25 protein-coding genes and 2 pseudogenes are annotated in these 25,942 nt (G+C 60.4%); 14 read left to right on the plus strand and 13 right to left on the minus strand.

Translation table 11 applies throughout. From position 1 onward, the window contains the following. Positions 1–31: 31 nt before the first annotated feature. From ASC97_RS24510 to mtnK, 5 genes are read right to left on the minus strand one after another with little or no spacing between them, the layout of a single operon-like run. Positions 32–1,186, minus strand: a complete 1,155-nt coding sequence (locus tag ASC97_RS24510) for a RuBisCO large subunit C-terminal-like domain-containing protein (RefSeq protein ID WP_057470940.1) — start codon at positions 1,184–1,186, stop codon at positions 32–34. Next, the gene (locus ASC97_RS24515; protein WP_057470941.1) at positions 1,186–2,187 is read right to left on the minus strand and encodes a transketolase family protein; all 1,002 of its coding nucleotides are present in this window, start codon (positions 2,185–2,187) and stop codon (positions 1,186–1,188) included. Before ASC97_RS24515 ends, ASC97_RS24510 begins: the two co-directional genes overlap by 1 nt. Positions 2,188–2,189: 2 nt before the next feature. Beyond that, a complete protein-coding gene (locus ASC97_RS24520; RefSeq protein WP_057470942.1) occupies positions 2,190–3,125 on the minus strand; it encodes a transketolase in 936 nt (311 codons plus the stop codon). Positions 3,126–3,128: 3 nt separating this feature from the next. After that, positions 3,129–4,223: an S-methyl-5-thioribose-1-phosphate isomerase gene (mtnA, locus tag ASC97_RS24525; protein ID WP_057470943.1), complete on the minus strand. Its 1,095-nt coding sequence runs from the start codon at positions 4,221–4,223 to the stop codon at positions 3,129–3,131. Continuing rightward, on the minus strand, positions 4,220–5,491 hold the full coding sequence (gene mtnK, locus ASC97_RS24530; RefSeq protein WP_057470944.1) for an S-methyl-5-thioribose kinase: 1,272 nt from the start codon (positions 5,489–5,491) through the stop codon (positions 4,220–4,222). The genes mtnA and mtnK overlap by 4 nt, the downstream gene beginning before the upstream one ends. 192 nt (positions 5,492–5,683) lie before the next feature. On the opposite strand from mtnK, the gene ASC97_RS24535 reads away from it, so the two are divergent. The 3 genes from ASC97_RS24535 to ASC97_RS24545 all read left to right on the plus strand — a co-directional run bounded on the left by ASC97_RS24535 (position 5,684) and on the right by ASC97_RS24545 (position 9,378). Next, on the plus strand, positions 5,684–7,198 hold the full coding sequence (locus ASC97_RS24535; protein ID WP_057470945.1) for a sugar ABC transporter ATP-binding protein: 1,515 nt from the start codon (positions 5,684–5,686) through the stop codon (positions 7,196–7,198). Between the two features lie 45 nt (positions 7,199–7,243). Further along, positions 7,244–8,263, plus strand: coding sequence for an ABC transporter permease (locus ASC97_RS24540; protein ID WP_057471129.1), 1,020 nt, complete (start codon positions 7,244–7,246; stop codon positions 8,261–8,263). A 62-nt stretch (positions 8,264–8,325) separates the two neighbouring features. Next, on the plus strand, positions 8,326–9,378 hold the full coding sequence (locus ASC97_RS24545; protein ID WP_057470946.1) for a substrate-binding domain-containing protein: 1,053 nt from the start codon (positions 8,326–8,328) through the stop codon (positions 9,376–9,378). A 129-nt stretch (positions 9,379–9,507) separates the two neighbouring features. Here ASC97_RS24545 and ASC97_RS24550 read toward each other — a convergent pair whose 3' ends face one another. From ASC97_RS24550 to ASC97_RS24560, 3 genes and pseudogenes are all read right to left on the minus strand, one after another. Then, entirely contained in the window at positions 9,508–11,562 is a 2,055-nt protein-coding gene (locus ASC97_RS24550; RefSeq protein WP_057470947.1) for a bifunctional aldolase/short-chain dehydrogenase, read from the minus strand. 71 nt (positions 11,563–11,633) lie between these two features. After that, complete coding sequence (locus ASC97_RS24555; protein WP_113000881.1) at positions 11,634–12,596, minus strand: sugar-binding transcriptional regulator; 963 nt, start codon at positions 12,594–12,596, stop codon at positions 11,634–11,636. Between the two features lie 137 nt (positions 12,597–12,733). Then, a pseudogene (locus tag ASC97_RS24560) lies at positions 12,734–12,960 on the minus strand (TRAP transporter large permease); the annotation flags it as partial. Between the two features lie 155 nt (positions 12,961–13,115). Between ASC97_RS24560 and ASC97_RS24565 the strand changes: the two are divergent. Continuing rightward, positions 13,116–14,138, plus strand: coding sequence for an LLM class flavin-dependent oxidoreductase (locus tag ASC97_RS24565; protein ID WP_057470950.1), 1,023 nt, complete (start codon positions 13,116–13,118; stop codon positions 14,136–14,138). A 49-nt stretch (positions 14,139–14,187) separates the two neighbouring features. Here the strand turns inward: ASC97_RS24565 and ASC97_RS24570 are convergent, their stop codons facing one another. Then, entirely contained in the window at positions 14,188–15,201 is a 1,014-nt protein-coding gene (locus ASC97_RS24570) for a zinc-binding alcohol dehydrogenase family protein (RefSeq protein WP_057471130.1), read from the minus strand. A 101-nt stretch (positions 15,202–15,302) separates the two neighbouring features. Between ASC97_RS24570 and ASC97_RS24575 the strand changes: the two genes are divergently transcribed. After that, positions 15,303–15,665, plus strand: coding sequence for a winged helix-turn-helix transcriptional regulator (locus tag ASC97_RS24575; protein ID WP_057470951.1), 363 nt, complete (start codon positions 15,303–15,305; stop codon positions 15,663–15,665). 98 nt (positions 15,666–15,763) lie between these two features. On the opposite strand, the gene ASC97_RS24580 is transcribed toward ASC97_RS24575, so the two are convergent. Further along, entirely contained in the window at positions 15,764–17,776 is a 2,013-nt protein-coding gene (locus ASC97_RS24580; protein ID WP_057470952.1) for a BTAD domain-containing putative transcriptional regulator, read from the minus strand. Between the two features lie 174 nt (positions 17,777–17,950). Here ASC97_RS24580 and ASC97_RS24585 point away from each other — a divergent pair, with 174 nt between their 5' ends. Continuing rightward, complete coding sequence (locus tag ASC97_RS24585) at positions 17,951–18,193, plus strand: DUF1127 domain-containing protein (RefSeq protein ID WP_057470953.1); 243 nt, start codon at positions 17,951–17,953, stop codon at positions 18,191–18,193. A gap of 100 nt (positions 18,194–18,293) precedes the next feature. On the opposite strand, the gene xth is transcribed toward ASC97_RS24585, so the two are convergent. Further along, positions 18,294–19,067 carry an exodeoxyribonuclease III gene (gene xth / locus ASC97_RS24590; RefSeq protein WP_057470954.1) on the minus strand — a complete coding sequence of 258 codons (774 nt, stop codon included), beginning with the start codon at positions 19,065–19,067 and terminating at the stop codon, positions 18,294–18,296. Between the two features lie 18 nt (positions 19,068–19,085). Further along, positions 19,086–19,346, minus strand: a complete 261-nt coding sequence (locus ASC97_RS24595) for a hypothetical protein (protein WP_057470955.1) — start codon at positions 19,344–19,346, stop codon at positions 19,086–19,088. Between the two features lie 217 nt (positions 19,347–19,563). On the opposite strand from ASC97_RS24595, the pseudogene ASC97_RS36380 reads away from it, so the two are divergent. The 8 genes and pseudogenes from ASC97_RS36380 to ASC97_RS24630 all read left to right on the plus strand — a co-directional run. After that, a pseudogene (locus ASC97_RS36380) lies at positions 19,564–19,770 on the plus strand (hypothetical protein); the annotation flags it as partial. Next, complete coding sequence (locus tag ASC97_RS24600; RefSeq protein WP_156390460.1) at positions 19,755–20,063, plus strand: hypothetical protein; 309 nt, start codon at positions 19,755–19,757, stop codon at positions 20,061–20,063. The pseudogene ASC97_RS36380 and the gene ASC97_RS24600, both read left to right, overlap by 16 nt. Positions 20,064–20,220: 157 nt before the next feature. Beyond that, complete coding sequence (locus ASC97_RS24605; protein ID WP_338012542.1) at positions 20,221–20,457, plus strand: hypothetical protein; 237 nt, start codon at positions 20,221–20,223, stop codon at positions 20,455–20,457. A 141-nt stretch (positions 20,458–20,598) separates the two neighbouring features. After that, on the plus strand, positions 20,599–21,516 hold the full coding sequence (ppk2, locus tag ASC97_RS24610) for a polyphosphate kinase 2 (RefSeq protein ID WP_057470957.1): 918 nt from the start codon (positions 20,599–20,601) through the stop codon (positions 21,514–21,516). Positions 21,517–21,625: 109 nt separating this feature from the next. Next, complete coding sequence (locus ASC97_RS24615) at positions 21,626–21,829, plus strand: cold-shock protein (protein WP_057470958.1); 204 nt, start codon at positions 21,626–21,628, stop codon at positions 21,827–21,829. Between the two features lie 364 nt (positions 21,830–22,193). Further along, positions 22,194–23,390, plus strand: coding sequence for a M20 aminoacylase family protein (locus ASC97_RS24620; protein WP_057470959.1), 1,197 nt, complete (start codon positions 22,194–22,196; stop codon positions 23,388–23,390). A gap of 1 nt (position 23,391) precedes the next feature. Next, complete coding sequence (locus ASC97_RS24625) at positions 23,392–24,411, plus strand: Ldh family oxidoreductase (protein WP_057470960.1); 1,020 nt, start codon at positions 23,392–23,394, stop codon at positions 24,409–24,411. A 22-nt stretch (positions 24,412–24,433) separates the two neighbouring features. Then, entirely contained in the window at positions 24,434–25,474 is a 1,041-nt protein-coding gene (locus tag ASC97_RS24630) for a trans-3-hydroxy-L-proline dehydratase (protein WP_057470961.1), read from the plus strand. Between the two features lie 87 nt (positions 25,475–25,561). Here ASC97_RS24630 and ASC97_RS24635 read toward each other — a convergent pair whose 3' ends face one another. Further along, positions 25,562–25,909: a hypothetical protein gene (locus ASC97_RS24635; protein WP_057470962.1), complete on the minus strand. Its 348-nt coding sequence runs from the start codon at positions 25,907–25,909 to the stop codon at positions 25,562–25,564. Positions 25,910–25,942 lie beyond the last annotated feature (33 nt).

Raw genomic sequence — 25,942 nt, forward strand, 5'->3', positions numbered from 1 at the left:
GCACTGCGCGATACGTCAGGGATCGTCAATGCTAGTAAGCCGGCGTGCCGCTACCCGATGCGGTCGCGGCACCGGCAATACCGGCCCTCAATGCCTGGCACGCGGCCACCATCTCACGCTCGCGCAGAAGCGCCCCGCCGATCAGATAGATCACGTGGTCTCCGTAGGCGCGCTGCATGTCCGGTATTCGCTCGAATGTCATGCCGCCTCCCGGAGCAGGAAAGATCGGCTTCGGTCCGCCGAGATCTTCCGTGCAACCTTGGAGGATCGAGAGGCATTCCTCGCGTGAGAACCCGAACCTGCCACCGAAATTCGGAAAAACCACGGCATCCACTCCCATCAACCGCTGCAGCGTGCCGAAGAAGAAGCGGTGTGAGAAGCCGGTCGTGGGCGTGATGATGTTGGCCCCGGCAAACGTTGGGTGGGAGACGACAGGCAAGCCGAAATCGGGATCCGCGGCAAGGCTGCGCGACACGTCGAAGCCAACCAGAGAGGGCGCCAGCATGACGGCGCCCGCCCCGGCTTCCCTTGCCATGAAGGCTCTCTCGAAGATCTGCGAAGCCGAGCCGGTAATGTTCGGCACGTAGGCGCATCGATAGCCGGTTTTGTCGTTTGCCTCTTCGACGGCTGCCACACAGGCTGCAAGTCGCTCTGCGTAGGGCGACGTTGGCTGGTCGACCAGGCCGTGATCGTCCTTGATCAGATGCATGCCGCCGAGCGCGAACTTGTGGGCGAGATTGGCAAGCTCGCCTGTCGACAGACCGACCGGCTTGATCGCCGACATGATGAGCGGTCCGGAGGAAATTCCGGTTCGAGCCCGCAATCCCGCTGCACCAAAGCGTGGCCCGGGGCAAAGTGCGCGCAAGCCGTCGGACAGCTGGATCGCCTCGACACGCGTGCCCGTCTTGATCGAAGAGTTGCCGAACACGATGTTTAGCAGCTGCAGGAAATCGCCGCCAACATCGTCTTCGCTGTAGGAGATGTCTGCCAGGAATCCGCCGCGCTCGTCGCTGCCAGGCAGAAGAGCTTCGAGCCTGCCGAGGATTTCGTCCTCGACATAGCCCACAGGGACGATATCGCGGGGGATTTCGACCGTCTGCTCGACGCAGATGTCCAACGCCCGCGCGTACGCTTCTCGTTCATCGGCAGCGGCCAGCCAATAGGCGACTGAAAATCGCTGTGCCATCAGAGTGCTTCTGCTTTCTGCGCCGAATGCACCGTGTCAAGGCGCACGGCCTCCAGTTCGGCGTCGGCGATGTCGAGGTCTCGGTCGAGCAACTTGCCGATCGCGCGCACCAGCGCCCCGGCATCAAGCGCATACTTCTTCATGAGATACGCCTTCGATGCGCCGTGGGCGAAGGTGTCCTCCAGCCCCAGTCTGCGAAGGCGGATGCCGAGCCCTTCCTCCGCAAGGATCTCGGCGACCAGCGAACCGAGCCCGCCATTGATCGTATGGTTCTCCAGCGTCACCACGCCTTTCTTGCCGCGCGCCGCCGCGACAAGGCCGTTGCGATCGAAAGGCTTCAACGTCGAGGCATGCAGGTGGTGAATGCCGATCCCACGATCCCCCAGGGGACCCGCAGCCCGCAGCGCCTCTTCCGTGCAGACCCCTGAGGTAACCACAAGGATATCGTCTCCTTCGCTCAGCGTGCGCAGCCGATTGAATTCGAACGGCGTCGAAAACAGCCGCGGCACCTCGCCACGCAAGACCCGGACATAGACAGGCCCATCGATGCTGTCGGCTACATCCAGCACGCTTTCCACTTCGGTGGCATCGCCCGTTTCGAGCACCGTCATGTTCGGAATGGCACGCATGACGGAAATGTCTTCGATCGCCTGGTGGGTGATACCGCCAGGCGTGGTGATACCCGGCAGGAAACCCATCATCCTGACCTTGCGGTTGGAATAGGCGATGGAATTGATCAGCTGATCGTAGGGACGGCGATAAAGGAAGACGGAGAACGTATGGATAAAGGGGCGATATCCCTGCATCGCAAGCCCCCCGGCAAAGGAAAGCATATTCTGCTCGGCCATTCCGAGCGACAGGAACTGATCAGGATAACGATCGCGAAAGCCGTCGACCTCGCATGATGACGTCAGATCGGCCGACAGGCACAAGACCTCCGGGCGCGCAGACGCGAATGTCTCGAACGCTCTGGCATAGGGGCGGTTGACGATTTCGACCATGCTCAGGCCCTCGCAATTTCTGCCGGTTCAACGCCGAGCTCGGCGCCGATGGCTGCCTGCATTTCCTGACGCTCATCGGCTGTTTTAAAACGGACATAGTGAAGGCGCGGAAAGCGCCTCTTCAGAAATGGCATGCCTTCGAAGGGCGACGTGTTGGCAAGGATGACCAGCGGCTTGCCGGCCTCCGCGCTACCGGCCGCGTTTCGGAATGCCTGCAGATCATGACCGTCGATCGAGCGGCAGGCGGCGCCAAAGGCAGCAACGCGGGCTGGCAGATCACCCAGATCGAGAACAGATGACATGGCGCCATCGCATTGCTGCCTGTTGACGTCGACGACGACGCGAATGTTGTCGATGGCGTGGAAGCGCATCGCCGCAAGGCATTCCCAGGTCTGCCCCTCCTGGAACTCGCCGTCCGACATGTAGACCCAGACCTTGCCGGGTTCGCCGCGGCGTTTGCGTGCCCAGGCTATACCCGATGCCATGGACAGGCCCTGAGCGAGCGACCCCGTGGTCACTTCCATGCCCGGGCTGTGCTCGGCGCCGATCATTTCGACAGAACCGCCATCCCGGTTGAAGTGATCCAGCGCATGTTCATCCATGCGCCCAACTTCGATCAGCGCAGAATAGATGACCAGTGCATAGTGAGCGGGAGAGACAATGAAACGGTCGTATTGTGGCCCAAACGGGCCGTGATAGCCGGCACCGGTGAATGCGTCGGGATTGCTGGAAGACGGAACGCCAGCGAAGGGGAGCGGCACCTTCGGCAGCGTCGGCTCACCCAGATTGAGTGCCTCATTGTAGAGAAATGCCAGGCTTTCCGCGGCCGAGCAGGCCTGGCTCAAATAGCCTCCATTGTTGCGCATCGTATGAAGGAAGACACGCTTGCGAATGCCGGCCGCGACATCCTCGGTACGTTGATTGTTCGGTATCGTCATGGATTATCTCCGCTCCGGAAAGAGCGCTTGCAGGCCCGCGGGCGAGGCTTCTGCAATGCCGCGCTCTGTAATGAGACCCGTGATCAGGCGCGCAGGCGTCACGTCGAACGCTGGATTGGCGGCCGGGCTCCCCTCCGGGGAAACGCGCACAGTCACGATCGCGCCGTCCGCGCCCCGGCCCTGCACGAACGTCACCTCGTCGCCACTGCGTTCCTCGATCGGAATGTCGCGTATGCCGTCGTGCACGGTCCAGTCGATCGTCGGTGACGGAAGGGCGACATAGAAGGGGACGTTGTTGTCCCTGGCTGCAAGCGCCTTCAGGTAGGTGCCGATCTTGTTGCAGACGTCTCCGTTCGCGGTCGTCCTGTCGGTGCCGACAATCACCATGTCGACGTCGCCATGCTGCATGAGGTGGCCGCCGGCGTTGTCGACGATCAGCGTATGGGGAACGCCGTGGCCGTTCAGCTCCCATGCGGTAAGCTGTGCTCCCTGGTTGCGCGGCCGTGTCTCGTCGACATAGACATGCACGGCAATGCCCTCTTCCGCCGCAAGATAAATAGGCGCGGTCGCCGTGCCGTAGTCGACGGTGGCAAGCCAGCCGGCATTGCAATGGGTAAGGATATTGACCGGCTCCCCCGGCTTCTTGCCGGCGGCAATTTCCCGGATGATTGCAAGCCCGTTCATGCCGATGCTGCGGTTCAGCTCTACATCTTCTTCTGCAATCTCGGCCGCGCGCTTGTAGGCAGCTTCGGCACGTTCGCCGTCCGGAAGCTCGCGAAGGAGACCGCGCATTGCATCCAGCGCCCAGCGCAGGTTGATTGCCGTCGGCCGCGTCTCATGAAGTTTCTCCCATACGGCGTCAAGGGATGCATCGCTGCTGTCTGCCGCCATGGCGAGCGCGACGCCATAGGCCGCCGTCACGCCGATCAGCGGTGCACCACGGACCCACATGTCGCGAATGGCGACGGCCACGTCTTCGACTGTCCTCAGAGTCACGATACGAAACTCATGCGGCAGCCACCGCTGGTCGATGATATCGACGGATGCGCTGTCTTCATTCAGCCAGATGGTGTGGTAGTGATGCGCTCCGACTTTCAACTGACTGTCTCCTTCTCGAGCAGTTTGGCCAGGGAGTTGATTTCTGCGAGGCCGTGGATATGCCGGCGATTGACGACGAGGTGGCGACCGAGCTTCAGCGCATTCGTCTCGCAGCGGGCACGCAGGTCCAAATCCGCGATGGTTTCGAAATCGGCATTGTGGGCAAGGCCGAGGATACGGCGGTGGATCTCGACTCCGGCAAAGCCCAGCATATCTGTCCAGATGTCGTGCAGGACATGATCGAGGGCCTGTTCGGCACCCAGCGGATCGCCGCGATCTTCGAACAAGGAGCGCTGGTAGAGGATGCCGTTGCGTTCGCAACGCCAAAGTTGGGAGAATTCCTCGCAGAAGGTCGTCCAGATCTCGACAACGACCGCAAGCAGGTAGTCCCGCATGCCCTGGCGGCTTCCTTGCGCCTCGTGACCACTCTGGGAAAAGTAGCTCATCCAGAAGTTGGCGATCATCATGCCGACATCAAAGGCGATCGGGCCGTAGAAAGCAAACTCGGGGTCGATGACGCGCGTTTCATCCGCCGTCACCATTACGGACCCCGTATGGAGATCGCCATGCAGCAACGTCTCGGCTTTGGAAGTAAAAGTGTGCTTGAGCTTCTGCGCCTCAACCTTCAGATCGCGGTCGGCCCTCAGTTGGGCGACTGTGCCGTCAAGCTGGGGCGAGGTGTGACGATTGAGCGGTGCTTCGAAATAGGGATCGGAAAAGACGAGGTTCTCCGTAATGTCGCAGAGTTCGACGTTGTCGGAAAAAAGGGCCAGATCCTCCTTGCGTCTGCGCGCAGTCATAGCAAGGTCCGAGCCGCGGAAGAGCGTGCGCGCGGCAAATCGGCCAAGGTCGCGACCGATCCTCGGCAACTGCCGTCCTTCGATCAGGGCACGCCTCAATATGACGTGCGGTGACAAGAACTCCATGACGATAATGGCCTGCTCGGCGTCGAAATGAAATATCTGCGGCACCGTACCGGGATCGCGCTCCGACTGGCGCATCAGGGCGTGATATTCGAAGAACGAGCGCTTGAGCGGCAGTGGCCAGCTCTCTCCGACGAGACGAACATAGGGCAGCGCCTGTTTGACGATGGCCTTTCCTTGCTCACCCTCGACGATAAAGACCAGGTTGAGATTGCCGTCGCCAACCTCTTTCACGCGCCAGGAATTGTTGTTTGCGCCAAGTCTTTCTTTAAGTCCCGGCAGGGCGCCCAGCCGCTGCGGCAGCGTTTCGGGGCATAGCGCCACGAACGGTTTCGTATCCGTCATTTCTTCCTCCCGGATCGCTTTTGCGCGGGTTCGTGTTCCCCCGGGCGCGGCCGACTTTCCTTCCTCTTCGGTAAGTCGGCGATCTCCCAATCAACGATCATGATGTCATTTGATAGGGACCACTTTGTCAAATGTCAACGCACTTGACATTTGATGAGATCCCGTCCTAGCATCGTGGTCGGGAGGATGGAGATGAACGAAGAACCTGTGTTCCGCGTCGAAGGGCTGCGGAAGTCGTTTGGTCGCATCCAGGTGCTGGGCGGCATCGACCTTTCGCTGCGCGCCGGCTCTGTTACTGCCCTTATGGGCGCAAATGGCGCCGGCAAGTCGACGCTCGTGCGTATTGTCAGCGGTGTCTATGCGCGCGATGCCGGTCATATCTCGCTCGCAGGCAAGGATTTCTTTCCAACCTCGCCAGCCGAAGCCATTCGCGCCGGTGTCGTCACCGTTCACCAGAATATAAACGACGGGGTGGTTGCAGATCTTGACGTTGCAACCAACCTGACGCTCGACCGGTTGAATGGCCGCGCCGCCCGCTGGTTCTTCAATCCGAGGCGTGTGCGGCGCGAGGCGAAGGCCGTCGCCGACCGTATGGGGCTTTCGATCGATCTCAATGCGAGCATCGCCGGTCTCTCCCTGGCAGACCGGCAGATGGTGGCCATCGCCCGCGCCATGGCCCATGAACCGAAAGTGCTTATCCTCGACGAACCGACCTCTTCGCTGTCGAGTGTCGAAGCCGAGCGGCTCTTCCAGCTTGTCGATCGCCTGCGTGCCCGCGGCGTCGCCATCCTTTACATCTCACACCGCATGTCGGATATCCGGCGCCTTGCAGACAGTATCGTCAGTCTGCGCGACGGGCGCATCACCGGCACCTTCACAGGCCCCGAACTGGACTACGAGGGCGCCGTCAACGCCATGCTCGGCAAGACGATCAGCTATGGCGAGATCAACGTCCGCGAAGGTGGCTCCGCGATCCTTCGCGCAGAGAAACTACAGCTCGCCGCCGGTACGCGACCTTTCTCCTTTGTGCTTCGCGAAGGAGAGGTCGTCGCAATCACTGGCCTCGTTGGTGTCGGCAAGACTGCTCTTGCCGAGACGCTTTTCGGCGCCAGACACCCGGTTTCAGGTCACATGTCCCTCGACGGCAGGCCGTATCGGCCACGCACACCGCAGCAGGCGATCGACGAGGGCGGTGTTTTCCTCGTTGCCAAGGATCGCACGGACAGTGGCATCGTTCCCGATTTCAACATCTATGAGAACATCAGTTTGCCGTTCCTGAGACGGCTTGCCCGTCTCGGTGGCGTTTCAAGCCGAGGCTCGGAGCGCGGTGAGGCGAGACGACAAATTTCGGCGCTTGGTATCGTCTGCCGGTCAGAGCGCGACGAGATGCACACATTGTCCGGTGGCAATCAGCAGAAGGTGATGGTGGCCCGCTGGCTGAGCCAGCCCTGCCGCCTGCTGATTCTCGACGAGCCGTTCCAGGGTGTCGACATCGCCGCGCGCCGCGACATCGCCGCCAAGCTGCGCGCCTCAGCAGAGGGACGCGCCACCGTCGTCTTCCTGACCGAACTCGACGAAGCCTTCGAAATCGCCGACCGCATCCTGGTGATGTCGGAACAGACGCTGGTTGGCGAGCATCGCAACGCGGATATCGACGTCAACAAGCTTCTGGCCGAGATCGCCGGCCAGCATGAAATGGTGAATTGAATGACTGATCACGACACGCCGATCGCCGCGGCGCAACCCGCAAAAATGGTTCCGCCGCAGGCGACGGCGGCAAGCATCCGCGAGCTCGCAATCCGCTACGGCTTTCTACTGCTGCTTGCGGGCATGCTTGTCTACTTCTCTATTGTCACGAGCGGATTTGCATCGCCGCAGAGCGCTGTCTTCATCCTGCAATCCGTTTCGATCACCGGCATTCTGGCGCTCGGTGTCACGGCAACCATGGTCGTCGGAGGGTTCGACCTTTCTATCGGCTCGGTTGCAACAACCGCGATGATGGCCTCTTCCTACATCATGGTCATCATGAACGGCGACGCGCTCACAGCCATCGCCGTATGCCTCCTGATTGGGGTGGCGATCGGGCTGATCAATGGTTTCCTTATCGTCTACATGCGCGTGCCGGACCTTCTGGCAACGCTCGGCATGATGTTTCTGCTTGTCGGGTTGCAGCGCATCCCGACCGAAGGCCGCTCGATCGCAACCGGGATGAGCATGCCGGACGGCAGCACCGCCACCGGCACCTTCAGCCCGGCCTTCCTGGCACTGGGACGGCACCGGTTCGATTTTGTGCTCCCTAATCTGCTGCCGGTCTCCGTCGTCGTGCTGATTGCACTCGCGGTGCTGATCTGGTTCTTTCTGGAATACACCCGCTTCGGCCGGATGATGTATGCCGTCGGGTCCAATGAACGGGCAGCTCAGCTGGCTGGTGCGCCGGTCAATGCCTACAAGATGTTTGCCTATGTCATCTCAGGTGTTTTCGCCTCCATCGGCGGGATCCTGCTCGCTGCACGTCTCGGCCGGGGCGACATCGCATCGGGCAACAATCTCCTGCTCGATGCGGTCGCTGCCGCGCTCATCGGTTTCGCGGTGCTCGGCGTTGCCAGGCCGAACGCCTTCGGTACGGCTGTCGGCGCGCTTTTCGTCGGTGTTCTCCTGCAGGGCCTGACCATGATGAACGCGCCTTACTACACGCAGGATTTCGTCAAGGGCGCGGTGCTGGTCATCGCGCTGGTCTTTACCTTTGCTCTATCGGGGAGAGGCAAACGATAGGGCTGGGAGGCCCTTCGCGCATATGCATGAACAACAAACGATCAACTGTGGAGGAGACAGGAATGAACATTACGCGCAGAACACTCGGTAAACTCACAATGGGCCTTATGGGAGCGACGGCCTTCTGCGGCATCTCCCTTGCTGCCGACATGCCTAAGCCCTTCGACAATCCCGGTCAGGTCAAGATCGCGCTGGTACGCTACCTGTCGACTGGCGATTTCTTCCAGTCCTATCTGTCCGGCGTCGAAGCACAGGCCAAGGCCCTTGGCGTAGACCTGCGGGTCCTGGACAGCCGTCAGGACGCGGCCTTGCAGGCCGATATGGTCGATCAGGCCATCGCGCTTAAGGTCGATGGCATTATCATCCAACACGGCCTGACGGAATCCATGAAGGAAGCGGCCAAGCGGGCAGTCGATGCCGGCATCAAGGTCGTCGCCTTCGACGTCAACGTCGAGAATCCGAAGATCCCTCAGATCGAGCAATCGGACCGCGATCTGGCACGCCTCGCGCTCGAACAGTCCATCAAGGACAACGGCGAAAGCTGGAAGGCGGGCTATGTCTACGTTGCCGGCATTGCGCCGCTGGATCGCCGCGACGAGACCTGGAAGGAATTCAAGACGAAGTATCCGGGCATCAAGGAAGCGGCAATGTTCGGCACGATGGACAACCCCATCGCAAACTCGGTTGCCAATCAGGCGCGTTCCGTCCTGTCGGCCAATCCCGACATCCAGGTGATGTTCGCACCCTATGACGAGTTCGCCAAGGGAGTGAAGATCGCGGTCGACGAAGCAGGGCTCTCCACGAGTGTGAAGATCTATTCGGCGGATATCTCGACGTCAGATATCGCTGCCATGCGCGAACCCGACAGCGCCTGGGCAGCGACTGCGGCGACCAATCCGGCCGTTGTCGGACAGGTCTCGGTCCGCGCCCTTGCGATGCTCCTTGCCGGCGAGGACCCTGGTCACAACGTCATCGTGCCTCCGACGCTGATCACCCAGCAACAGCTGAAGGATGCCGACATCAAGAACATGGAGGAACTCGGCTCCAAGCTGCCACAGTTCGCCCATGCCGACGTCGCTGTTCCGGCCTGGATGCCGACTCCGAACAAGAAATAATCCCTAGGTCTTCCGAAGAAAAATCGAGGCGGCTTTCGGGCCGCCTTTTTCATGCTCTCGACAGGCGCAACCCCGCCGGGGCGGGCTCCTCCGATCAGTCGACCGGAGGAGAAAATGCGGGCGCTCAGGTCAGCGCAATGCAGCCGCGATGTTGCCACCGTCGACTGTGGTTACATCGGCCGTCGTGCGTTCGGCCAGCGCGTGATGGAGGAACGCCTGTGCCACATCCTCGGCCGTTACCTCCTGTCCAAGCAAGTTGCCTCCCATGTAGTCCTTGACCGAAAGGCCGCGCGCCGCCGCGCGCTTGGAGATCATTTCGTCGTCCAGCAGGCCGGAGCGGATGCGATCGGCGTTGACGGCATTCGAACGAATGCCGTCAACGCCGTGTTCCAGAGCGTATTGCCGCGACAAAAACAGTGTCGCAGCTTTTGGAAGACCATAGGCGCCGAATTTTGCACCTGGGTTGACCGCCTGCTTGCTGGCATTGAAGAGCAAGGCGCCGCCGGTGCGCTGTTGCTTCATGATCCGCACAGCATTCTGGGCGACCAGCTGATGCGAAAAGAAATTAAGTTCGAAGCTCTTGCGCAGCAGGCCATCGTCAAGCGTCGCGATAGCACCCTCCCAGGCAGCGCCGGCGTTGGAGACAAGGATATCGACGCCACCGAACGTCGCCACGGCTCTGTCAAAGGCCGCGCGAACTGAGGCTGGATCCGTCACATTGCATTCAACGCCGATGGAGTGGTTGCCGATCGCCCTCGCGATATCGCCGGCTCTGCCAGGATCCAGATCCGCCACGACGACATGCGCGCCTTCACGCGCGAAGAGCTTTGCCGTGGCAGCCCCTATGGCGCCGGCACCGCCGGTTACAAATGCCACCTGTCCCGTCAGGGGCTTTGGCTTGGCCCCGGCGAGCTTTGCCTGCTCCAGCGACCAATATTCGAGATCAAACAGGTCCGGTCGGCTGACGGGCTCGAAACGTCCGACTGATTCAGCGTCCCGCGCGGCCTCTATCCACATCTCCCCTACGTCAACCGCAATCCTTGCGTCCTTGAGCGTACGGCCATGGCCGAACATGCCGAGACCGGGAACCAGGGTCAGACGGGGCATGGGATCGAGCATCGTCCGCTTTACGTCGTCGCGCGCATCGTTTGCGCGAAAATATTCGGTATAGTCGGCTATGAAGGCTGCCACACGTTCGTCGATGACCCCGCGGAAATCCTGGATCGTTTCGGCATCGGGCGCCGGCAGTACCAAAGGGCCGGTTTTGATCCGGATAGACAGGTCCGGTGTCGATACACCCCTTGAGGCCAGATCCTCGACCTCGGCGGCGTTGACGAATTCGAGAATTTCCGGCGACGTTCGGAATTCCCCTACCATGCGGTCGTACCGCCCTTCCCCGCGGGCAACGGCGACGGCACCGCGCAACATCGCCGCAATATCGCCGGACGCCGCGATCGTCTGCGGCAGCGATGCCGCCTTGTACGGCTTTCTCCCATGCTGTCTGACATAATCCTCAGCCAGCGTCACATAGTGGATCATTCTGTCGTAGGCTTCCTTTGCCGTATCGCCAAAGGTGAAAATGCCGTGCTTGTCGAGAATAAGGCCGTCCACGCCGGGGTCGCGATCGAAAACCTCCGCTGCAGCCTTCGCCAGGGCAAAGCCCGGCATGATATAAGGCACGAAACCCATCTTCGTGCCAAATACCGCAGCGCTCATCTGCTTGCTGCTTGACTGATCGGCAATCGCAAGAATTGCTGTCGAATGGGTATGATCGACGAATTTATGCGGCAAGAATGCATGCAGAAGTGCCTCGACCGAAGGGTTCGGCGAGGCAGGATCGATAAGATTGGCGCGTTGCAGCGTGACCATGTCCTCGTCCGACAGCGTTTGGAGTTTGCGGGCCTTGAGCAGCGGCGCAATCTTGACGGCAGGCAGGCCTTGGGGCTCGATCGTGCCCATGTCCCAACCGCTGCCCTTGACGCAGAGTACTTCCCACTCGTCGCCGACCAGATCGCTGACCACAGTCTTTACCGAGGTGTTGCCGCCGCCATGCAGCACCAGCCGCGGTTCCCCACCGAGCAGCCGGGTTGTATAGGTCCTCAAAGCCAGATCACGATTGATGCCCTTGCCGGCATAGGCTTCGACCGTCGCTTCCGCATCGCTGTCGCGCCAGAGATTTTCCATATTGTCCTCCTCCACTCATGGCAAAGCCGGCAACGCAACGGTCGCTGCGCACCGGCTTGCTGAAATTTTTTTCACTGTGGCTGCGCCGCGCCGCTCCAGCGGTCGAGCAGGCGACGTGCCATCGAGGCGGTTATGACGAGATGCGAAGCAAATCCGCCCTTGATGGCAGCAACCAGGGGCTCCAGTTTCTCGTCTTCCTGCACGACCATCATCCGCTTCGGAATGGAGCGGATGGAATCGAGATCGGCAGAGATACACCGGCGGTTGTGTGCGCAATCCATCAACTGCCCTTCGCGATCGATGACCTGGCCGGCGATGACACCGGCCGCACCCGCTTCGCCCAGAGCCTTCATCTCCTCGGCTGTCAATGCGCCGCATTTCACCAGGTGGCTGTCGGCTTCGATTCCGCCAACCGAATAGAGCGCAAGGGTGCAGTCGGGTATTGTCGCCAGCTGCTCCTGGATGACCGGCTCCTGGCGCAGTTCCTGCGCAAGCCGTTCCGAACTCAAAACGAGCGGCGCATAGAAGTTGATACCCTCGGCGTTCAGCCGTCTTGCAATTTCCGTGGTGCACTGATCAGGCCGATAGGAGTAAGGTGCGCCAAGGTTGCCGCAGAGCTGCACGACCGTCACCCCCTGGAGATCGGCGAACGGCATGACATCAGCGATGTGATAAACGGTACGGCCCCAGGCAACCCCGACCCTGTCTCCCTTGCCGATCAACTCCAGAAAAACTGCCGCAGCAACCACCGGCATTTCCGCCGTGGGGTCGATCGCCTGCCGATCTTCGGGAACGATCCACACTGCTTTGAGCTTTGCCGCGTCCTCGAGCTGCCGGGCAAGCACGTCGTCGGCGAAGAGCTGCGTGGAGGTCGCAATGTTCACGATGCCTGTTTCCCTGGCGCGACGCAGGTACATCGCAACCGAGGCCCGGGAAATATCAAGATGCTTCGCCACCTCATCCTGTCGCATGCCATGTGTGTAATAGAGCCAGGCGGCCTTGTGTAAAACCTGGTCGGTGGAGCGGATGGGCATACGATTTATTCCAGAAATGAGCTCTCTCGACATTATTCACGCTCGCTGACAAAAGTCAAATTGTGCCTTTCTGTCTTCCCTTTAGCGGATCAGCCCGAGCTCGGTCGAAAGCCACAGAGTGATCGCCGGCGGCCACCCGCCGCCTCCGTCGGCGTAAACCAGCCCATCGTCATGCCGCCGATCAGGTGATCGGGATCATCAACGCCATGACAGTCGAGAAATCGAAATACCAGTAGACCGCAAGCAAGGCGACAAGCGCCTTGCCGACGGCAAGATTCGTCGTCACCCCAGCCGACATCAGGAGGAATACCAGGAGTGGGACGCAAAACACGACCACGACCTCAAGCGAGGCCGACATCAGACGTTCCATCATTTTTGACCTATCCGATTTGGGGCAGTCGAGCAGGTCAGCAAATCCAGTGAACAGAGCGTTCAATCGTCTTTTCATGGCTGACATCCGTTCCCATGTTATGCCAACCACACGTCAACGTCGCACAGCGACATTCAACGGGCAAAATCATGAAGAAAATCGGCTTTCTTTCCTTCGGTCATTGGGCACCTTCGCCGCAATCCCAAACCCGGTCAGCGGGCGACGCGCTCCTGCAATCGATTGATCTAGCCGTCGCCGCGGAAGAACTCGGCGCCGATGGCGCCTATTTCCGCGTCCATCACTTCGCCCGGCAACTCGCCTCCCCCTTTCCCCTCCTGGCCGCTGTGGGCGCGAAAACCAAGTCCATAGAGATCGGCACCGCTGTCATCGACATGCGCTATGAAAACCCTCTCTACATGGCAGAAGACGCGGGTGCTGCCGACCTGATCGCCGGCGGTCGCCTGCAGCTCGGCCTCAGTCGAGGTTCCCCCGAGCAGGTCATCGATGGCTGGCGCTACTTCGGCTACCAGCCGGACGAGGGTGCCAGCGACGCCGATCTCGGCCGTGCCCATGGCGAAGTATTCCTGCAGGCGCTGAAAGGTGATGGATTTGCACAGCCCAATCCTCGGCCGATGTTCCCGAATCCCCCCGGGCTCCTGCGTCTCGAACCCCATTCCGAGGGTCTACGCGAGCGTATCTGGTGGGGAGCAGGATCGAACGCGACTGCCGTCTGGGCAGCCAAGCTTGGCATGAATCTCCAGAGCTCGACCCTGAAGGATGACGAAACCGGCGAGCCCTTCCACGTCCAGCAGGCAGCACAGATACGCGCCTATCGGGATGCCTGGAAGGAAGCCGGCCACAGCCGCACACCTCGCGTGTCGGTCAGCCGCAGCATCTTCGCACTGGTGGACGATCGCGACCGGGCTTACTTCGGTCGTGGCGGCAAGGAACAGGATTCGATCGGCTACATTGACGAGAATACCCGGGCAATCTTCGGTCGTTCCTACGCCGCCGAGCCGGAAGCGCTGATCGCGCAGCTCACCGAGGACGAGGCCGTCGCCGAAGCCGATACCCTGCTTCTCACTGTCCCCAATCAGCTTGGCGTCGAGTACAACGCGCACGTGATCGAGGCGATCCTGAAGCATGTTGCGCCGGCGCTCGGCTGGCGTTGATGGGGGAAGCCGTTGGCGCCGTTAACGGCGCCAACCCAAGTAGCGGAGGCTAGAAACCGGCTAGGACGATCTTGCCCTTGGACTTGCCGGATTCGATCAATGCATGCGCCCGCTTGAGGTTGGCAGCGTTGATGACGCCGAAGTTCTCGGCAAGAGTGGACTTTATTGTACCGGCATCGACCATTTCGCCGACACGGGTCAAAAGGTCATGCTGCTTTTCCATGTCAGCGGTGTTGAACAGCGAACGCGTAAACATCAGCTCCCAATGGAGCGAAATCGACTTGCGTTTCAGCGATAGAGCGCTCAATTCCCTTGGATCGTCTATAAGACCGAAGCGGCCCTGCGGGGCGATAAGCTCGACAATTTGAGCTAGGTGATCGTCGGTATTGGTCGTCGAGAAAACGAAAGCCGGCTGCCCGATGCCGAGCGCTTCGACCTGTAGCGCAATCGGTTGACGGTGATCGATCACATGGTGGGCGCCCAACGACTTCACCCATTCCTGCGTTGCCGGGCGGGATGCCGTGGCGATGATGGTAAGGTCGGCCATGGCGCGTGCGATCTGGATGGCGATCGAGCCTACACCTCCCGCACCTCCGACAATCACAAGCGCGTTGGCCGCACCCGGCACCGCGCGGGTCACCTCAAGCCGATCAAAGAGCATTTCCCAAGCCGTGATCGAGGTTAGCGGCAAGGCTGCGGCAGCAGCGAAGTCTATCGACTTCGGCTTCATGCCGACGATCCGCTCATCGACCAGGTGAAATTCGGCATTGGTGCCGGAACGGTTGATAGCGCCCGCATAGAAGACCTGGTCGCCGGGTTTGAACAGCGTTGCATCCGGACCGACGGCGTCCACTACCCCCGCGGCGTCCCACCCCAGGACTTTCCACTCCCCTGAGGCAGGCTGGGCTGAGCGGCGGATTTTGGTATCGACGGGATTGACCGAGACGGCTTTGACTTCGACGAGAATGTCGCGGCCGGTTGGCACAGGCTTTGGCAGTTCGATATCGACCAGCGAGGTTTCTGCTTCGACAGGCTGTGGGGTTTGATAGGCGACGGCACGCATCTGCTGGTTCCTTCTGTTGATCGGTACGAACATGGCCTCTATGGTTAATTTTCGCAAGAACGCACACAGAGTGCACATAGTGTCGAAAAGGATACTGTTGGATGGGACGCTCGCGCCACAATACCTACGATTGTACCCCTGGCTGCTCCGTGGAGGCCACGCTGAGCATGATCGATGGCAAGTGGAAAGGTGTGATCCTCTTCCATCTGATGTCCGGGACGATGCGCTTCAACGAAATCCGCAGAAAGCTGCCCAGCGTCACGCAGAGAATGCTCACGAACCAATTGCGAGAGCTGGAAGCCGATGGGCTTATCGTCCGCACGGTTTTCGCTCAAGTTCCACCGCGCGTGGACTATTCGCTTTCGGAGCGAGGTCGAAGCCTTGAACCCGTCGTACAGGTGCTGAAGACCTGGGGGGATCAGAACATGCATCTTTTCACAATCAGCGCCCCGCAAGTCGCATAGCCACCACACTCCCGCCGACTGAAATCGACCTTGGGTAGTTCATGCGGGAACGGACGATAGCTGCTAAAGCAACGCAGTCCGTTCGGAAGACACAAGCACTACTCCGGCAATCCCGCTTTCCTAAGTGCCTCCACGTATCTGTTCCGATCGTCCAGACGCCGGAACGGCGGCAGTACATCGGCAAGGTTCGAAAGCCGAAGCGCGGGATCGAATTCGCACAAGCGCGCAATCATTTCGCGCGCGTGCGCCAGCCGACCCCCCAAGGCATGACCCGCCGCCACGACACGCATCGCGCTCGGGTAGTTCGGCTGGTAGCGCAACGACTTTCCTGCCCAGGCAACAGCGTCGTCATACTGGCCAGCACAAAAATGGGCGAGCCCAGTATTGAACTGCCAAGCGAACAGCCTCGGATCCAAGGGACTTAGGCGCATGGCAAGCGCGGCGTGCTCGACGGCCTTGTGTGGCTCGCCCAAACAACAATTCACCCAACTGCTAACGCCCAATGCAGCAGCAAAGTTCGGATTGAGGGCCAGCGCCCGGTCGATGCACGCCGCGCTGTCATCGAGGTCGCCGCCGACGTAACCAAGGACATATCCACCGTAGGAAAGCGCAACCGCATCGTCCCACCCGAGTTCGACCGCTTTCCTGGCCAGTCGGGTAGCCTCTGCAACCTCTTCTGCAGGGTCGACCATCCAGCCGTTGCTCTTTCGGGTAGCATAGCATCGCGCGGCGCGGGCATGGGCCGTAGCGAACTCGGGGTCAAGCTCGATCGCCTTCATGAACAGCCGCAATGCATCGTCAACGACTGCCCTGTTCGTGGTCGTCCTATCAAAGGCCGCCAGCCCGCGGAGATAATAGTCGTAGGCGTCAAGGCTCTCTGTCGGCTTGCGTTTGGCGCGCTCGATCTCCGCTTCCTCCAGTTTCGGCGCAATTGCGCCGACTATGCTCGAGGCGAGCTGATCTTGAAGATCGAAGACATTCGCCAGGGTCCCATCAAACCGTTCTGCCCAGAGATGGGCGCCCGTCGAAGTGTCGATAAGCTGCCCAGCAATGCGCAGACGGTCTCCCGTCCGACGTACGCTTCCCTCGACAACATACCGAACGTCCAACTCGCGACCCACCTGCTTTATGTCGACGACCTTTCCCTTGTATGTGGAACTCGAATACCGTGCGATGACATAGAGGTGCCTGAAGTGAGCCAAGGCGACGATGATGTCCTCGATCATGCCGTCGGCAAAGTAATCCTGTTCCGGATCGCCGCTTAAATTCTGAAACGGCAATACTGCAACCGATGCCCGATCGTGATGTTTCGCCGGATCCGAGAAGACCTGCGGCTGCGACATGACCTCGGGACCCGGTGCAGTTAGTTTGCGGGCGGCTCCCGCTGGCGCTTGCAGCGAGGCCGCCAGCGCGGTCGTCTGTGCCTCCGGTTCTGCGCCCAGGTGCTTTCTCAACAGCGCCCGACAAGACTCGAACTGACGCAAAGCTGCGTTTTCGTGACCCCGGAGAAGGTGGATCCGCATCAAGGTCCGATGAGCTTCCTCCGCTGTTGGATCCGAAGCGAGCAGTCTCTCTGCGAGCCCTTCGCAAGCTATTTCTTCCGCAGTGTCGGGCTCGGAGAGGTCGAGGCTCAGTCGCTCTGCCAACTGCTGGGCCTTGCGTTGATATTTGCTCCGATACGGTCCAAACCAATCATCCAGTCCGTCCGGGAAGGCAATACCCGCAAGGAGCTCGCCCCGGTATAGATCTGCAGCGCATGCAAGTTCGGCCGTCCGGCCCTCCGCCAGTTTACGCTCGAATATCGAAATATCCGCTTCGTCAGGACCTCCAATCAGCGCGATTGTCTCCTGATCCCCATCGACATATAGCATTGCATCGTTGCTTGCCGGGAATGACCGCCGGATGTCGACCAGCGCTTGCCGCAAACTGTTGCGGGCATGGCCGTTGCTCCGTCCTGGCCAGAATGCCTCGGACAGCTGTTCGCGACGATAGCCACGGCGGCCCGCGAGGACCAGGGCAGCAAAGAGAAGCGAAGTCTTGCGCGTGGTGAAGCGGACCGGCCGGTTTTCCTGGGACGTAACTTCGAAGCCGCCTAGCAATCTGATGCGCACAGATCGTCTCCAGATTATGACCGCCGCCGCAGAATAGCATTTCGACGAATGAATTTAACACCGATTTAGCGCCGACTTGTCGATGTTGTCACTTTTGTTCACGCGCAGCAGCACAGCGCCAAAGCGCCCACGGGGCACGCTTCCATCCGCAAACTCTCAAGATGGAGACTAAAGATGGCTCATACGGACACTCGCGCCCGCCGCAGCGTGGCGAACATTCAGTCTTTTGGATCCGCTCTGAATGCCGCAGCAATAGTGATCACTGCCATCAGCCAGTGGCGGCGGACCGCCGCCACGCAGGCGGCACTCGCAGACCTCACGCCCGATCAGCTGAACGACATAGGCCTTCCGGGTGCACATCGGCCCGTGCTCGAAATCAAGGCGGGCCTGATGACGAACTTGATGTCGATGCGATGAGATCCGCAACTTGAACTGGCGGCGCCTGGAATGGGTGGCGTGGGCGGTCGGCCCCGCTCCTTACCGAGTTTCCGAGCAATCGCGCTGCTGTTGACGGACCTTACGTATCGAGTTCGATCCAGGCGGGGGCATGATCGCTTGCGTGCTCCCACCCCCGCACATGCGAGTCGACCGCCGCCGTCTGAAGCTGGCCAGCCAAGGCCGGGCTCAGTAGGAAATGATCGAGCCGCAGGCCCGCGTTTCGCCCCCAGGCATTCCGAAAATAGTCCCAGAAGGTATAGATCACCTCGTCCGGATGCAGATGGCGGATGGCATCGGTCCAGCCTTGTGCCGCCAGCTTGCGGAACGCTGCGCGGATTTCCGGCCGGAACAGCGCATCGTCTCTCCAACGCTCCGGCCTGTAGACGTCGAGATCGGTTGGAATCACGTTGTAATCGCCCGCAAGCACGACAGGAATGTCCAGTTCGATGAGCTCGGCGGCATAGGACGACAGTCGCGCAAACCAACGACGCTTGTAGTCGAACTTGGGACCTGGCGCGGGATTGCCGTTCGGCAGATAGAGGCATCCGAACAGGATGCCATCGACAGCCGCTTCGACGTAGCGGCTATGGGTATCGTCCGGGTCGCCCGGAAGTCCCTTCCTTGTTTCCAATGGCTGTTGACCTCGCGCCAGGATCGCTACCCCGTTCCAGGACTTCTGCCCGTGCCAAACCGCACCATAGCCCGCCTTTTCAAGCCGGCTGCGCGGAAACCTGTCATCGGGTGCCTTCAACTCCTGCAGGCATACGACATCGGGCTCTGCCTCCTTCAGCCATTGAAGGAGAACGGACAGACGCCCGTTTATGCCGTTGACGTTGTATGTCGCCACCTTCAAGTCAGCACGCCCGGCTGCTCATCCCAGCCTCTCCACCATGATCACCTGAATGATGCCGCCTTTGGAGCCTGGCATAACATCCTGCACGCTGGTGACGGCAGCAATCCTTGCGCCGACCGACAGAACTCCTTCCAGAACGCCATCGATCCAGGCTGCGTTCTCGTCCTCGTTCACGAAGTCACTCTGATGCCGTTGAACTTCGACACCTCTTCTCCCGGCACGGATACCTTGATCCTTGCCGATGTCGTACCAGTCCTTTGGACGTGTGGCGTGTGTCATAACAGTTCCGATATCTGTCGTTTGCGACCTGCATCGTGGCATGTCTTTAAGATTGCGCCAAGCTTTCAGTGGTGCTGAACCAGCTTGAACAATCGAAGCTTTGCCATCTCTGGCCGGAACATTGGAGATGGTGGGACGTTGGAACGTGGTCATTTAGAAACGCAGACTCCTCTTTCCGAAGCGCCCGGAAAATCCCTTGATTACAGGAGAGCATGCCATGCCTGATAACAGCAAGCCAACATCGCCAGCCGTCATTTCCATGAAACGGGAACAAGCGACCCAGCGCGATAAGGCACGAAGGACGAACTGGACAAAGGTCTTGAAGACACTTTCCCGGCGTCTGATCCGATCTCCATCACCCGCAGCAGCGTGCCCGCCGGGCGAACCGACATCGACGAGGCTGAGCGCGTGAGGACGGGGCCGGCCCCAGACAGCGGCGCAAGCGCCCCGGAGGTTGCCCCTCCGCGCCATCGGGCTCCGCGCCATCGGTCCCCACTGCGCTCGCCCGCCAAGAACGTCGTCCGCGAGATTGCGACTGTCAAGCCGACGGCCGGAAGGTCAAAACACGCGGCGGCGATCACGCCGCGTTCGGAACATACGGCATATGAGCAAGCGCCCGGGCTCCTGTCCGATATCAAGGACCGTGTCAGGGAGAGCCCGCTTCTGGCTGTCGGCATCGTTGCGGCAATTGCGTTTGCGCTGGGCGCGAGCCGTTAGGCGGGATCCGATCTCGGATCAATCCGCGACGGCGCGTCGATGCCGACAGAAAAGCTCGGCTTCCCCTCGGGAGCGCCAGTGAAATTACCTAGTTTTGCGGTCTTGAATTCGCTCTCCAATCACCCAAAGTCTATTGTCGATACGGAGGGCTAAAATCTTGCGCTACAAAGAGACCAAGCGTTTTTGTTGCCAGGGGGATGCCGGCAAAAACTGCGTCATCATCGAGCAGATAAGGGTATCGGATTCCTTTCTGGGGAACGCATCGCCCAAGGCGGACTATATCACCGAGGATGGCGAGGTCGTCAGCCGCCTCGACGACGAAAACTTTCTTATCCTGATCAAGGGTGAAGTTGTTCACTGGTCCGGTAGCGATCGCCTCCAACGCAACAACTAGAAGCGCCTTCTGTTCGTGTCGTGGGTACCTGTGCAATACAAGCTGACATCTGCAAGACATATACAGCTGGCATGGTACAGTGTGGCATGGCGGGCCGATCTCGTGGATCGACGTCCATAGAATTCGGAATATGGAGTAACGATGATCCACACCAACGGCACGCCTTCAACCGATTGGCTCGAAGCCGAATTGGCCGATACACTCGACGAGGATTACGAACTTGAGTTGTCGGAGCCTGCTCTATCCGAAGAGATCCGGAAGATCTACCGAAAGTCGCATCCGCCTTCGATGCCGCGTATCGAGTATTTCCGCGCGCTGATTGCCCTTCAGGCTGAGCTGATCCGGCTGCAGGACTGGGTCACCTATCACAAAGAGAAAGTCGTTGTGATCTTCGAGGGCCGCGACTCCGCCGGCAAGGGCGGCGTTATCAAGCGCATTACCCAAAGACTCAATCCTCGCGTGGCCCGCGTCGTCGCATTGCCTGCGCCATCCGACCGCGAGAAGTCGCAGTGGTATTTCCAACGCTATGTCCCGCATCTACCGGCGGGCGGCGAGATCGTGCTTTTCGATCGGTCGTGGTACAACCGCTCCGGCGTTGAACGGGTGATGGGATTTGCCAGCGAAGATCAGGTTTCGCAATTCTTCAACGACGTTCCGGAGTTCGAGCGAATGCTCGTGCGCTCGGGTATTCGGCTTATCAAGTACTGGTTTTCGATCACCGATGAGGAGCAGCAGCTTCGCTTCCTCGTACGCATTCACGACCCGCTGAAGCAATGGAAGCTTTCGCCGATGGATCTGGAGTCGCGTGTCCGCTGGGAGGCATATACCAAGGCGAAAGAGGAGACTTTTGCCCGCACGAACATTCCGGAAGCGCCTTGGCATATCGTAGAAGGCAATGACAAGAAGCGTGCCCGCCTGAACTGCATGGATCACCTGTTGAAGCAGGTACCATACGAAGACGTTCCGCATGAAAACATTGCCCTCCCGGATCGCGTTTTCAATCCAGACTATGAGCGAAAAGTCCTCCCGCCCGAACTCTACGTGCCCTCCAAGTATTGAACGTTCGCGCAGCCGCGCGAACGCGAGGCAAGGAAATGTTGCGGACGACGCGATCGAGCTATAGGTTCTGCGTCGCGGCACACAGCCGCGTAAGCGACGAGGATGAGTTATGGCCACCGGCACTGTTAAGTTTTTCAATGAAGACAAGGGATTTGGCTTCATTACTCCCGAAAATGGTGGCACGGACGTGTTCGTGCACGTCTCTGCGTTGCAGGGAGCCAGTTCGCTCCGCGAAGGTCAACGAGTGAGCTACGACCTGGGCCAGGATCGCAAGACCGGGAAGTCGAAGGCCGAAAACGTCAGCCTTCTCTGAACAGAGACTGTTTGATCCAGGGCTAGCGAACCGGAACAGGTCGTTGGGTCGGAATTGGCGGTAGCGCTTCGCCCCGAAGGGGCGAACGGCGCCCGTCGGGGCTGAACTGTGTCAGCGCCGACGGCCACCGCCCGCGGCGGTTCCAGCGACCGAATCGACAGCGCCTGGACTCCTGCCTTTCGTCCCGAACCCCCGATCCGCGAACCGACCTCCGCTCTCGGTTCAGGAACTTGTCCCGGACCTTATGTATAGCCTGCGGCGAGACCTTGGCATCACCTTTCTATTCACACGATTGCGGATATTTTCGACGACCGCCAAACGACTATACGTGAAATGCTGCTCGCCTGACATTTTTGGAGATTGCATGACCTTCGATACCCCTCTCGTCCGCTCATCTCTCGATGAAGTGGCCGATGAAGCGAAAGACTGGCGCCGGACCATCCACCAGTATCCCGAACTTCTATTCGACCTGCCGAAGACCGCAGCACTGGTGACAGAGAAACTCACAGAGTTCGGTTGCGACGAGATCGTGGGCGGGATCGCCAAGTCGGGCGTCGTCGCAGTCATCAACGGGACAAAGGGGCGGGGTCGGACGATAGCATTGCGCTGCGATATGGACGCGCTGCCGATGGCAGAGCAGACGAACCTGCAGCATGCCTCGAAGGTGGAAAACATGATGCATGCCTGCGGCCATGACGGCCATACCGCCATGCTCTTGGCGACAGCAAAGCAGCTTTCCGCCAACCGCGATTTCGCCGGCAAGGTGGTTCTTATCTTCCAACCCGCCGAGGAAGGTGGCGCAGGCGCGCGAGTGATGATCGAGGAAGGCGTGCTCGAACGGTTCGGCATCGATGAAGTCTATGGCATGCACAACCAGCCGGGGCTCGATATCGGATCCTTTGCGATCCGCAGCGGTCCGATGATGGCTGCGGGTGACCGTTTCGTCGTCACCATCAACGGCAAGGGTGGCCATGCCGCCTACCCGCATCTTTCCCACGACCCGGTGCTTGCCGGAGCGCAAGTGATCGTGGCACTGCAGGCGATCGCCTCGCGCTTCACCAATCCATTTGACCCTGTCGTCGTGTCGGTCACCTATCTCGAAGGCGGCAATCCGGGCGCGCTCAACGTCATTCCGGCAGCAATCCGTATCGGCGGCACGATCCGCACCATGCAAACCGCCACCCGCGAGATGGTGGAGCAGCATTTTCGCGAGGTGGTCGCCAACACCGCGAGGTCCTTTGGCTCACAAGCCGAGATCGACTGGCGGCCGGGTTATCCGGTCACCGTCAACGACCCCGTCAAGGCGAGGGCCGCAGCAAAGGCCGCAACTTTTGCCGCCGGTGCCGACAATGTCGACACAGACTGGCCGCCGACGATGGGCTCGGAGGACTTTTCCTACATGCTGGACAAACGCCCAGGCGCGATGATCTGGCTCGGCAACGGCAACAGTGCCGATCTGCACAGTCCGGCCTATGATTTCAACGACGATGCGATCGTTCACGGTGTGCGCTATTGGCTGACGCTGGTCGATCAACGCCTCAACGATTCCGCAGGAGAGTAATTTGACCGCCGGCACTGATGTCCACCTCGCCTACAACGATCTCGTAACCCTTGTTCAGCGCATCTTCGTGAAAAACGGCGCATCGGAACACAACGCCAGAATTCTTTCGGAAAACTGTGCGTCCTGCGAACGCGATGGTTCGCTGAGCCATGGCGTCTTCCGCATACCGGGCTACATCTCGTCGCTGAACAGCGGTTGGGTCGATGGCCAGGCGGTGCCCGAGGTCGAGGACTGTGGGCCAGCCTTCGTTCGCATCAATGCCAATGGCGGCTTTACCCAGCCGGCTTTCATGGCCGGTCGGCCGCTGTTGATCGAAAAGGTCAAGGCCAGCGGCGTAGCGATTCTAGCCATCCGTCGCTCGCATCATTTCAGCGCCCTGTGGCCGGACGTCGAACCGTTCGCCGATGAAGGCCTGGTGGCGTTCAGTGTCGTCAACAGCATGGCCTGCGTCGTGCCGCATGGCGGCAATAAGGCAGTGTTTGGCACCAATCCGATCGCCTTCGCCTCGCCGCGCGAGGGCGCAGCCCCGTTCGTCTTCGACCAGGCGTCCAGTGCCATTGCCCATGGCGACGTGCAGATCGCTGCCCGCGCCGGCCATGATCTGAAGCCGGGCATGGGTGTCGATCGCGACGGAGAGCCGACCACCGATCCCAAAGCCATCCTCGACGGAGGCGCGCTCCTGCCGTTCGGCGGCCACAAGGGAAATTCGATCGCGCTGATGGTCGAGATCCTCGGCGCTGCGCTGACCGGCGGCTATTTCTCAGGCGAATTCGACTGGAGCGGCCACAAGGGCGCGCAGACGCCGTTCACCGGACAATTCTTCGTCGTCATCGATCCGGAGCGTGGCGGCAACAATACCTTTGCCCACCGAGTCGCCGAAATATGCGATCTCGTTCTGGAGGCAGGGCAGGACCGCCTGCCGGGGGACCGCCGGCATGCCACCCGCGCCAAGGCGGCAACCGCCGGCATTCCGCTCTCGGCTCAAAACTACCAAATGTTGACAGCGCTGGCCAAAGCCTGACGCTCGTCACGGGAGGGATGGAATGCACACGTCGAAGCTCATTCATGTCGTCAGCTGTCACGCGGAAGGCGAAGTCGGCGATGTCATCGTGGGCGGCGTGCTGCCGCCGCCGGGCGAGACGATCTGGGAGCAGTCCCGATTTATCGCGAAGGACGAGACACTGCGCAATTTCGTCCTGAACGAGCCTCGCGGCGGCGTTTTCCGCCACGTCAACCTTCTTGTGCCACCAAAGGATCCGCGAGCACAAATGGGCTGGATCATCATGGAGCCGGCCGACACGCCGCCGATGTCCGGCTCGAACTCGATCTGCGTTTCCACCGTCCTGCTCGACAGCGGCATCATCCCAATGACCGAACCGGTTACCAGGATTACGCTGGAGGCGCCCGGCGGGTTGGTCGAGGTAACGGCCGAGTGCAGGAACGGCAAGGCGGAGCGCATCACCGTCCGCAACGTTCCCTCGTTCGCCGACAGGCTCGGCGTATCGCTGGAGGTGGCGGGGCTCTGCACATTGACCGTGGATACGGCCTACGGCGGCGACAGTTTTGTCATCGTTGATGCCGAGGCGCTGGGTTTCGAGGTAAAGCCCGATGAAGCGCGCGAGATCGCCGAGGCCGGCGTGCGGATCACCGCTGCGGCAAACGAACAGCTCGGCTTTGCGCATCCCGAAAATGCCGGCTGGGACCATATTTCGTTTTGCCAGGTCGCCGGCCCGATGACGCGCAAAGACGGCGTACTGACCGGCGCAAATGCCGTCGTCATCCAACCGGGCAAGATCGACCGATCGCCGACCGGCACCGGCTGCTCGGCCCGCATGGCGGTGCTGCACGCGCGCGGTGAAATGGCAATCGGCGAGACCTATGTCGCGAAATCGATCATTGGCTCCGAATTCCGCTGTAGCATCGATTCGACAACGAAGATCGGCGCGCTCGATGCGATCTATCCACTGATTTCGGGCCGCGCCTGGATCACCGGCACCCACCAGCTGATGCTCGAACCTTCAGATCCGTGGCCGGGAGGCTACCGGCTGTCGGATACGTGGCCAAAGATAGACACCAAGAGCTGACCCCGGACTGGCGACGGGCACTTCAGCCCCAGGAGCGGGGCGGACGAGGAGCTCAAGGAGAGCTCCTTCAAGCGCCAGCACCGAGGATCAACGGCAAACTCTCATGCTCTCCATGTGCCATCCGCCATCGTAGGCATTGGGTACTCGTCGGTCTTCAAACCAGCAACGCGGCGGCGGCGGTGGCGGGGGATCGAAATAACGGGGACCGCTATTGTTGACGATTGCACCACCGATGAGCCCGCCGATGACGCCGGCCGCCAGGCCGCCAACAATGGCGTCGCGATTGCCGTGGTCATGGTGCCGGCGTGGGGGTGGTGGCGGGTAGCGGTCGTAATGCGGTCGGCGCCACTCCTGGGCGGCAACGGTGTCTGCCGTGGCGACCACGCCACTCGCTGCTATGACTGCCGCAAGCGCGGACAGGACGATCTTCTTCATTGCGTCTCCAGTTGAGAACGAGCTCATAAGGTT

This window comes from Rhizobium sp. Root1203 (assembly GCF_001424945.1).
Classification (GTDB): Bacteria; Pseudomonadota; Alphaproteobacteria; order Rhizobiales; family Rhizobiaceae; genus Rhizobium.

Coding starts and splice junctions, on each gene's coding strand:
- ASC97_RS24510 (WP_057470940.1), bottom strand. CDS start 1,186: ATGGCACAGCGATTTTCAGTCGCCTATTGGCTGGCCGCTGCCGATGAA.
- ASC97_RS24585 (WP_057470953.1), top strand. CDS start 17,951: ATGGCTCATACGGACACTCGCGCCCGCCGCAGCGTGGCGAACATTCAG.
- ASC97_RS24550 (WP_057470947.1), bottom strand. CDS start 11,562: ATGGAAAATCTCTGGCGCGACAGCGATGCGGAAGCGACGGTCGAAGCC.
- ASC97_RS24535 (WP_057470945.1), top strand. CDS start 5,684: ATGAACGAAGAACCTGTGTTCCGCGTCGAAGGGCTGCGGAAGTCGTTT.
- ASC97_RS24630 (WP_057470961.1), top strand. CDS start 24,434: ATGCACACGTCGAAGCTCATTCATGTCGTCAGCTGTCACGCGGAAGGC.
- ASC97_RS24545 (WP_057470946.1), top strand. CDS start 8,326: ATGAACATTACGCGCAGAACACTCGGTAAACTCACAATGGGCCTTATG.
- ppk2 (WP_057470957.1), top strand. CDS start 20,599: ATGATCCACACCAACGGCACGCCTTCAACCGATTGGCTCGAAGCCGAA.
- ASC97_RS24515 (WP_057470941.1), bottom strand. CDS start 2,187: ATGGTCGAAATCGTCAACCGCCCCTATGCCAGAGCGTTCGAGACATTC.
- ASC97_RS24570 (WP_057471130.1), bottom strand. CDS start 15,201: ATGCGTGCCGTCGCCTATCAAACCCCACAGCCTGTCGAAGCAGAAACC.
- ASC97_RS24575 (WP_057470951.1), top strand. CDS start 15,303: ATGGGACGCTCGCGCCACAATACCTACGATTGTACCCCTGGCTGCTCC.
- mtnK (WP_057470944.1), bottom strand. CDS start 5,491: ATGACGGATACGAAACCGTTCGTGGCGCTATGCCCCGAAACGCTGCCG.
- ASC97_RS24540 (WP_057471129.1), top strand. CDS start 7,244: ATGGTTCCGCCGCAGGCGACGGCGGCAAGCATCCGCGAGCTCGCAATC.
- ASC97_RS24620 (WP_057470959.1), top strand. CDS start 22,194: ATGACCTTCGATACCCCTCTCGTCCGCTCATCTCTCGATGAAGTGGCC.
- ASC97_RS24565 (WP_057470950.1), top strand. CDS start 13,116: ATGAAGAAAATCGGCTTTCTTTCCTTCGGTCATTGGGCACCTTCGCCG.
- ASC97_RS24520 (WP_057470942.1), bottom strand. CDS start 3,125: ATGACGATACCGAACAATCAACGTACCGAGGATGTCGCGGCCGGCATT.
- ASC97_RS24555 (WP_113000881.1), bottom strand. CDS start 12,596: ATGCCCATCCGCTCCACCGACCAGGTTTTACACAAGGCCGCCTGGCTC.
- ASC97_RS24595 (WP_057470955.1), bottom strand. CDS start 19,346: ATGACACACGCCACACGTCCAAAGGACTGGTACGACATCGGCAAGGAT.
- ASC97_RS24635 (WP_057470962.1), bottom strand. CDS start 25,909: ATGAAGAAGATCGTCCTGTCCGCGCTTGCGGCAGTCATAGCAGCGAGT.
- ASC97_RS24615 (WP_057470958.1), top strand. CDS start 21,626: ATGGCCACCGGCACTGTTAAGTTTTTCAATGAAGACAAGGGATTTGGC.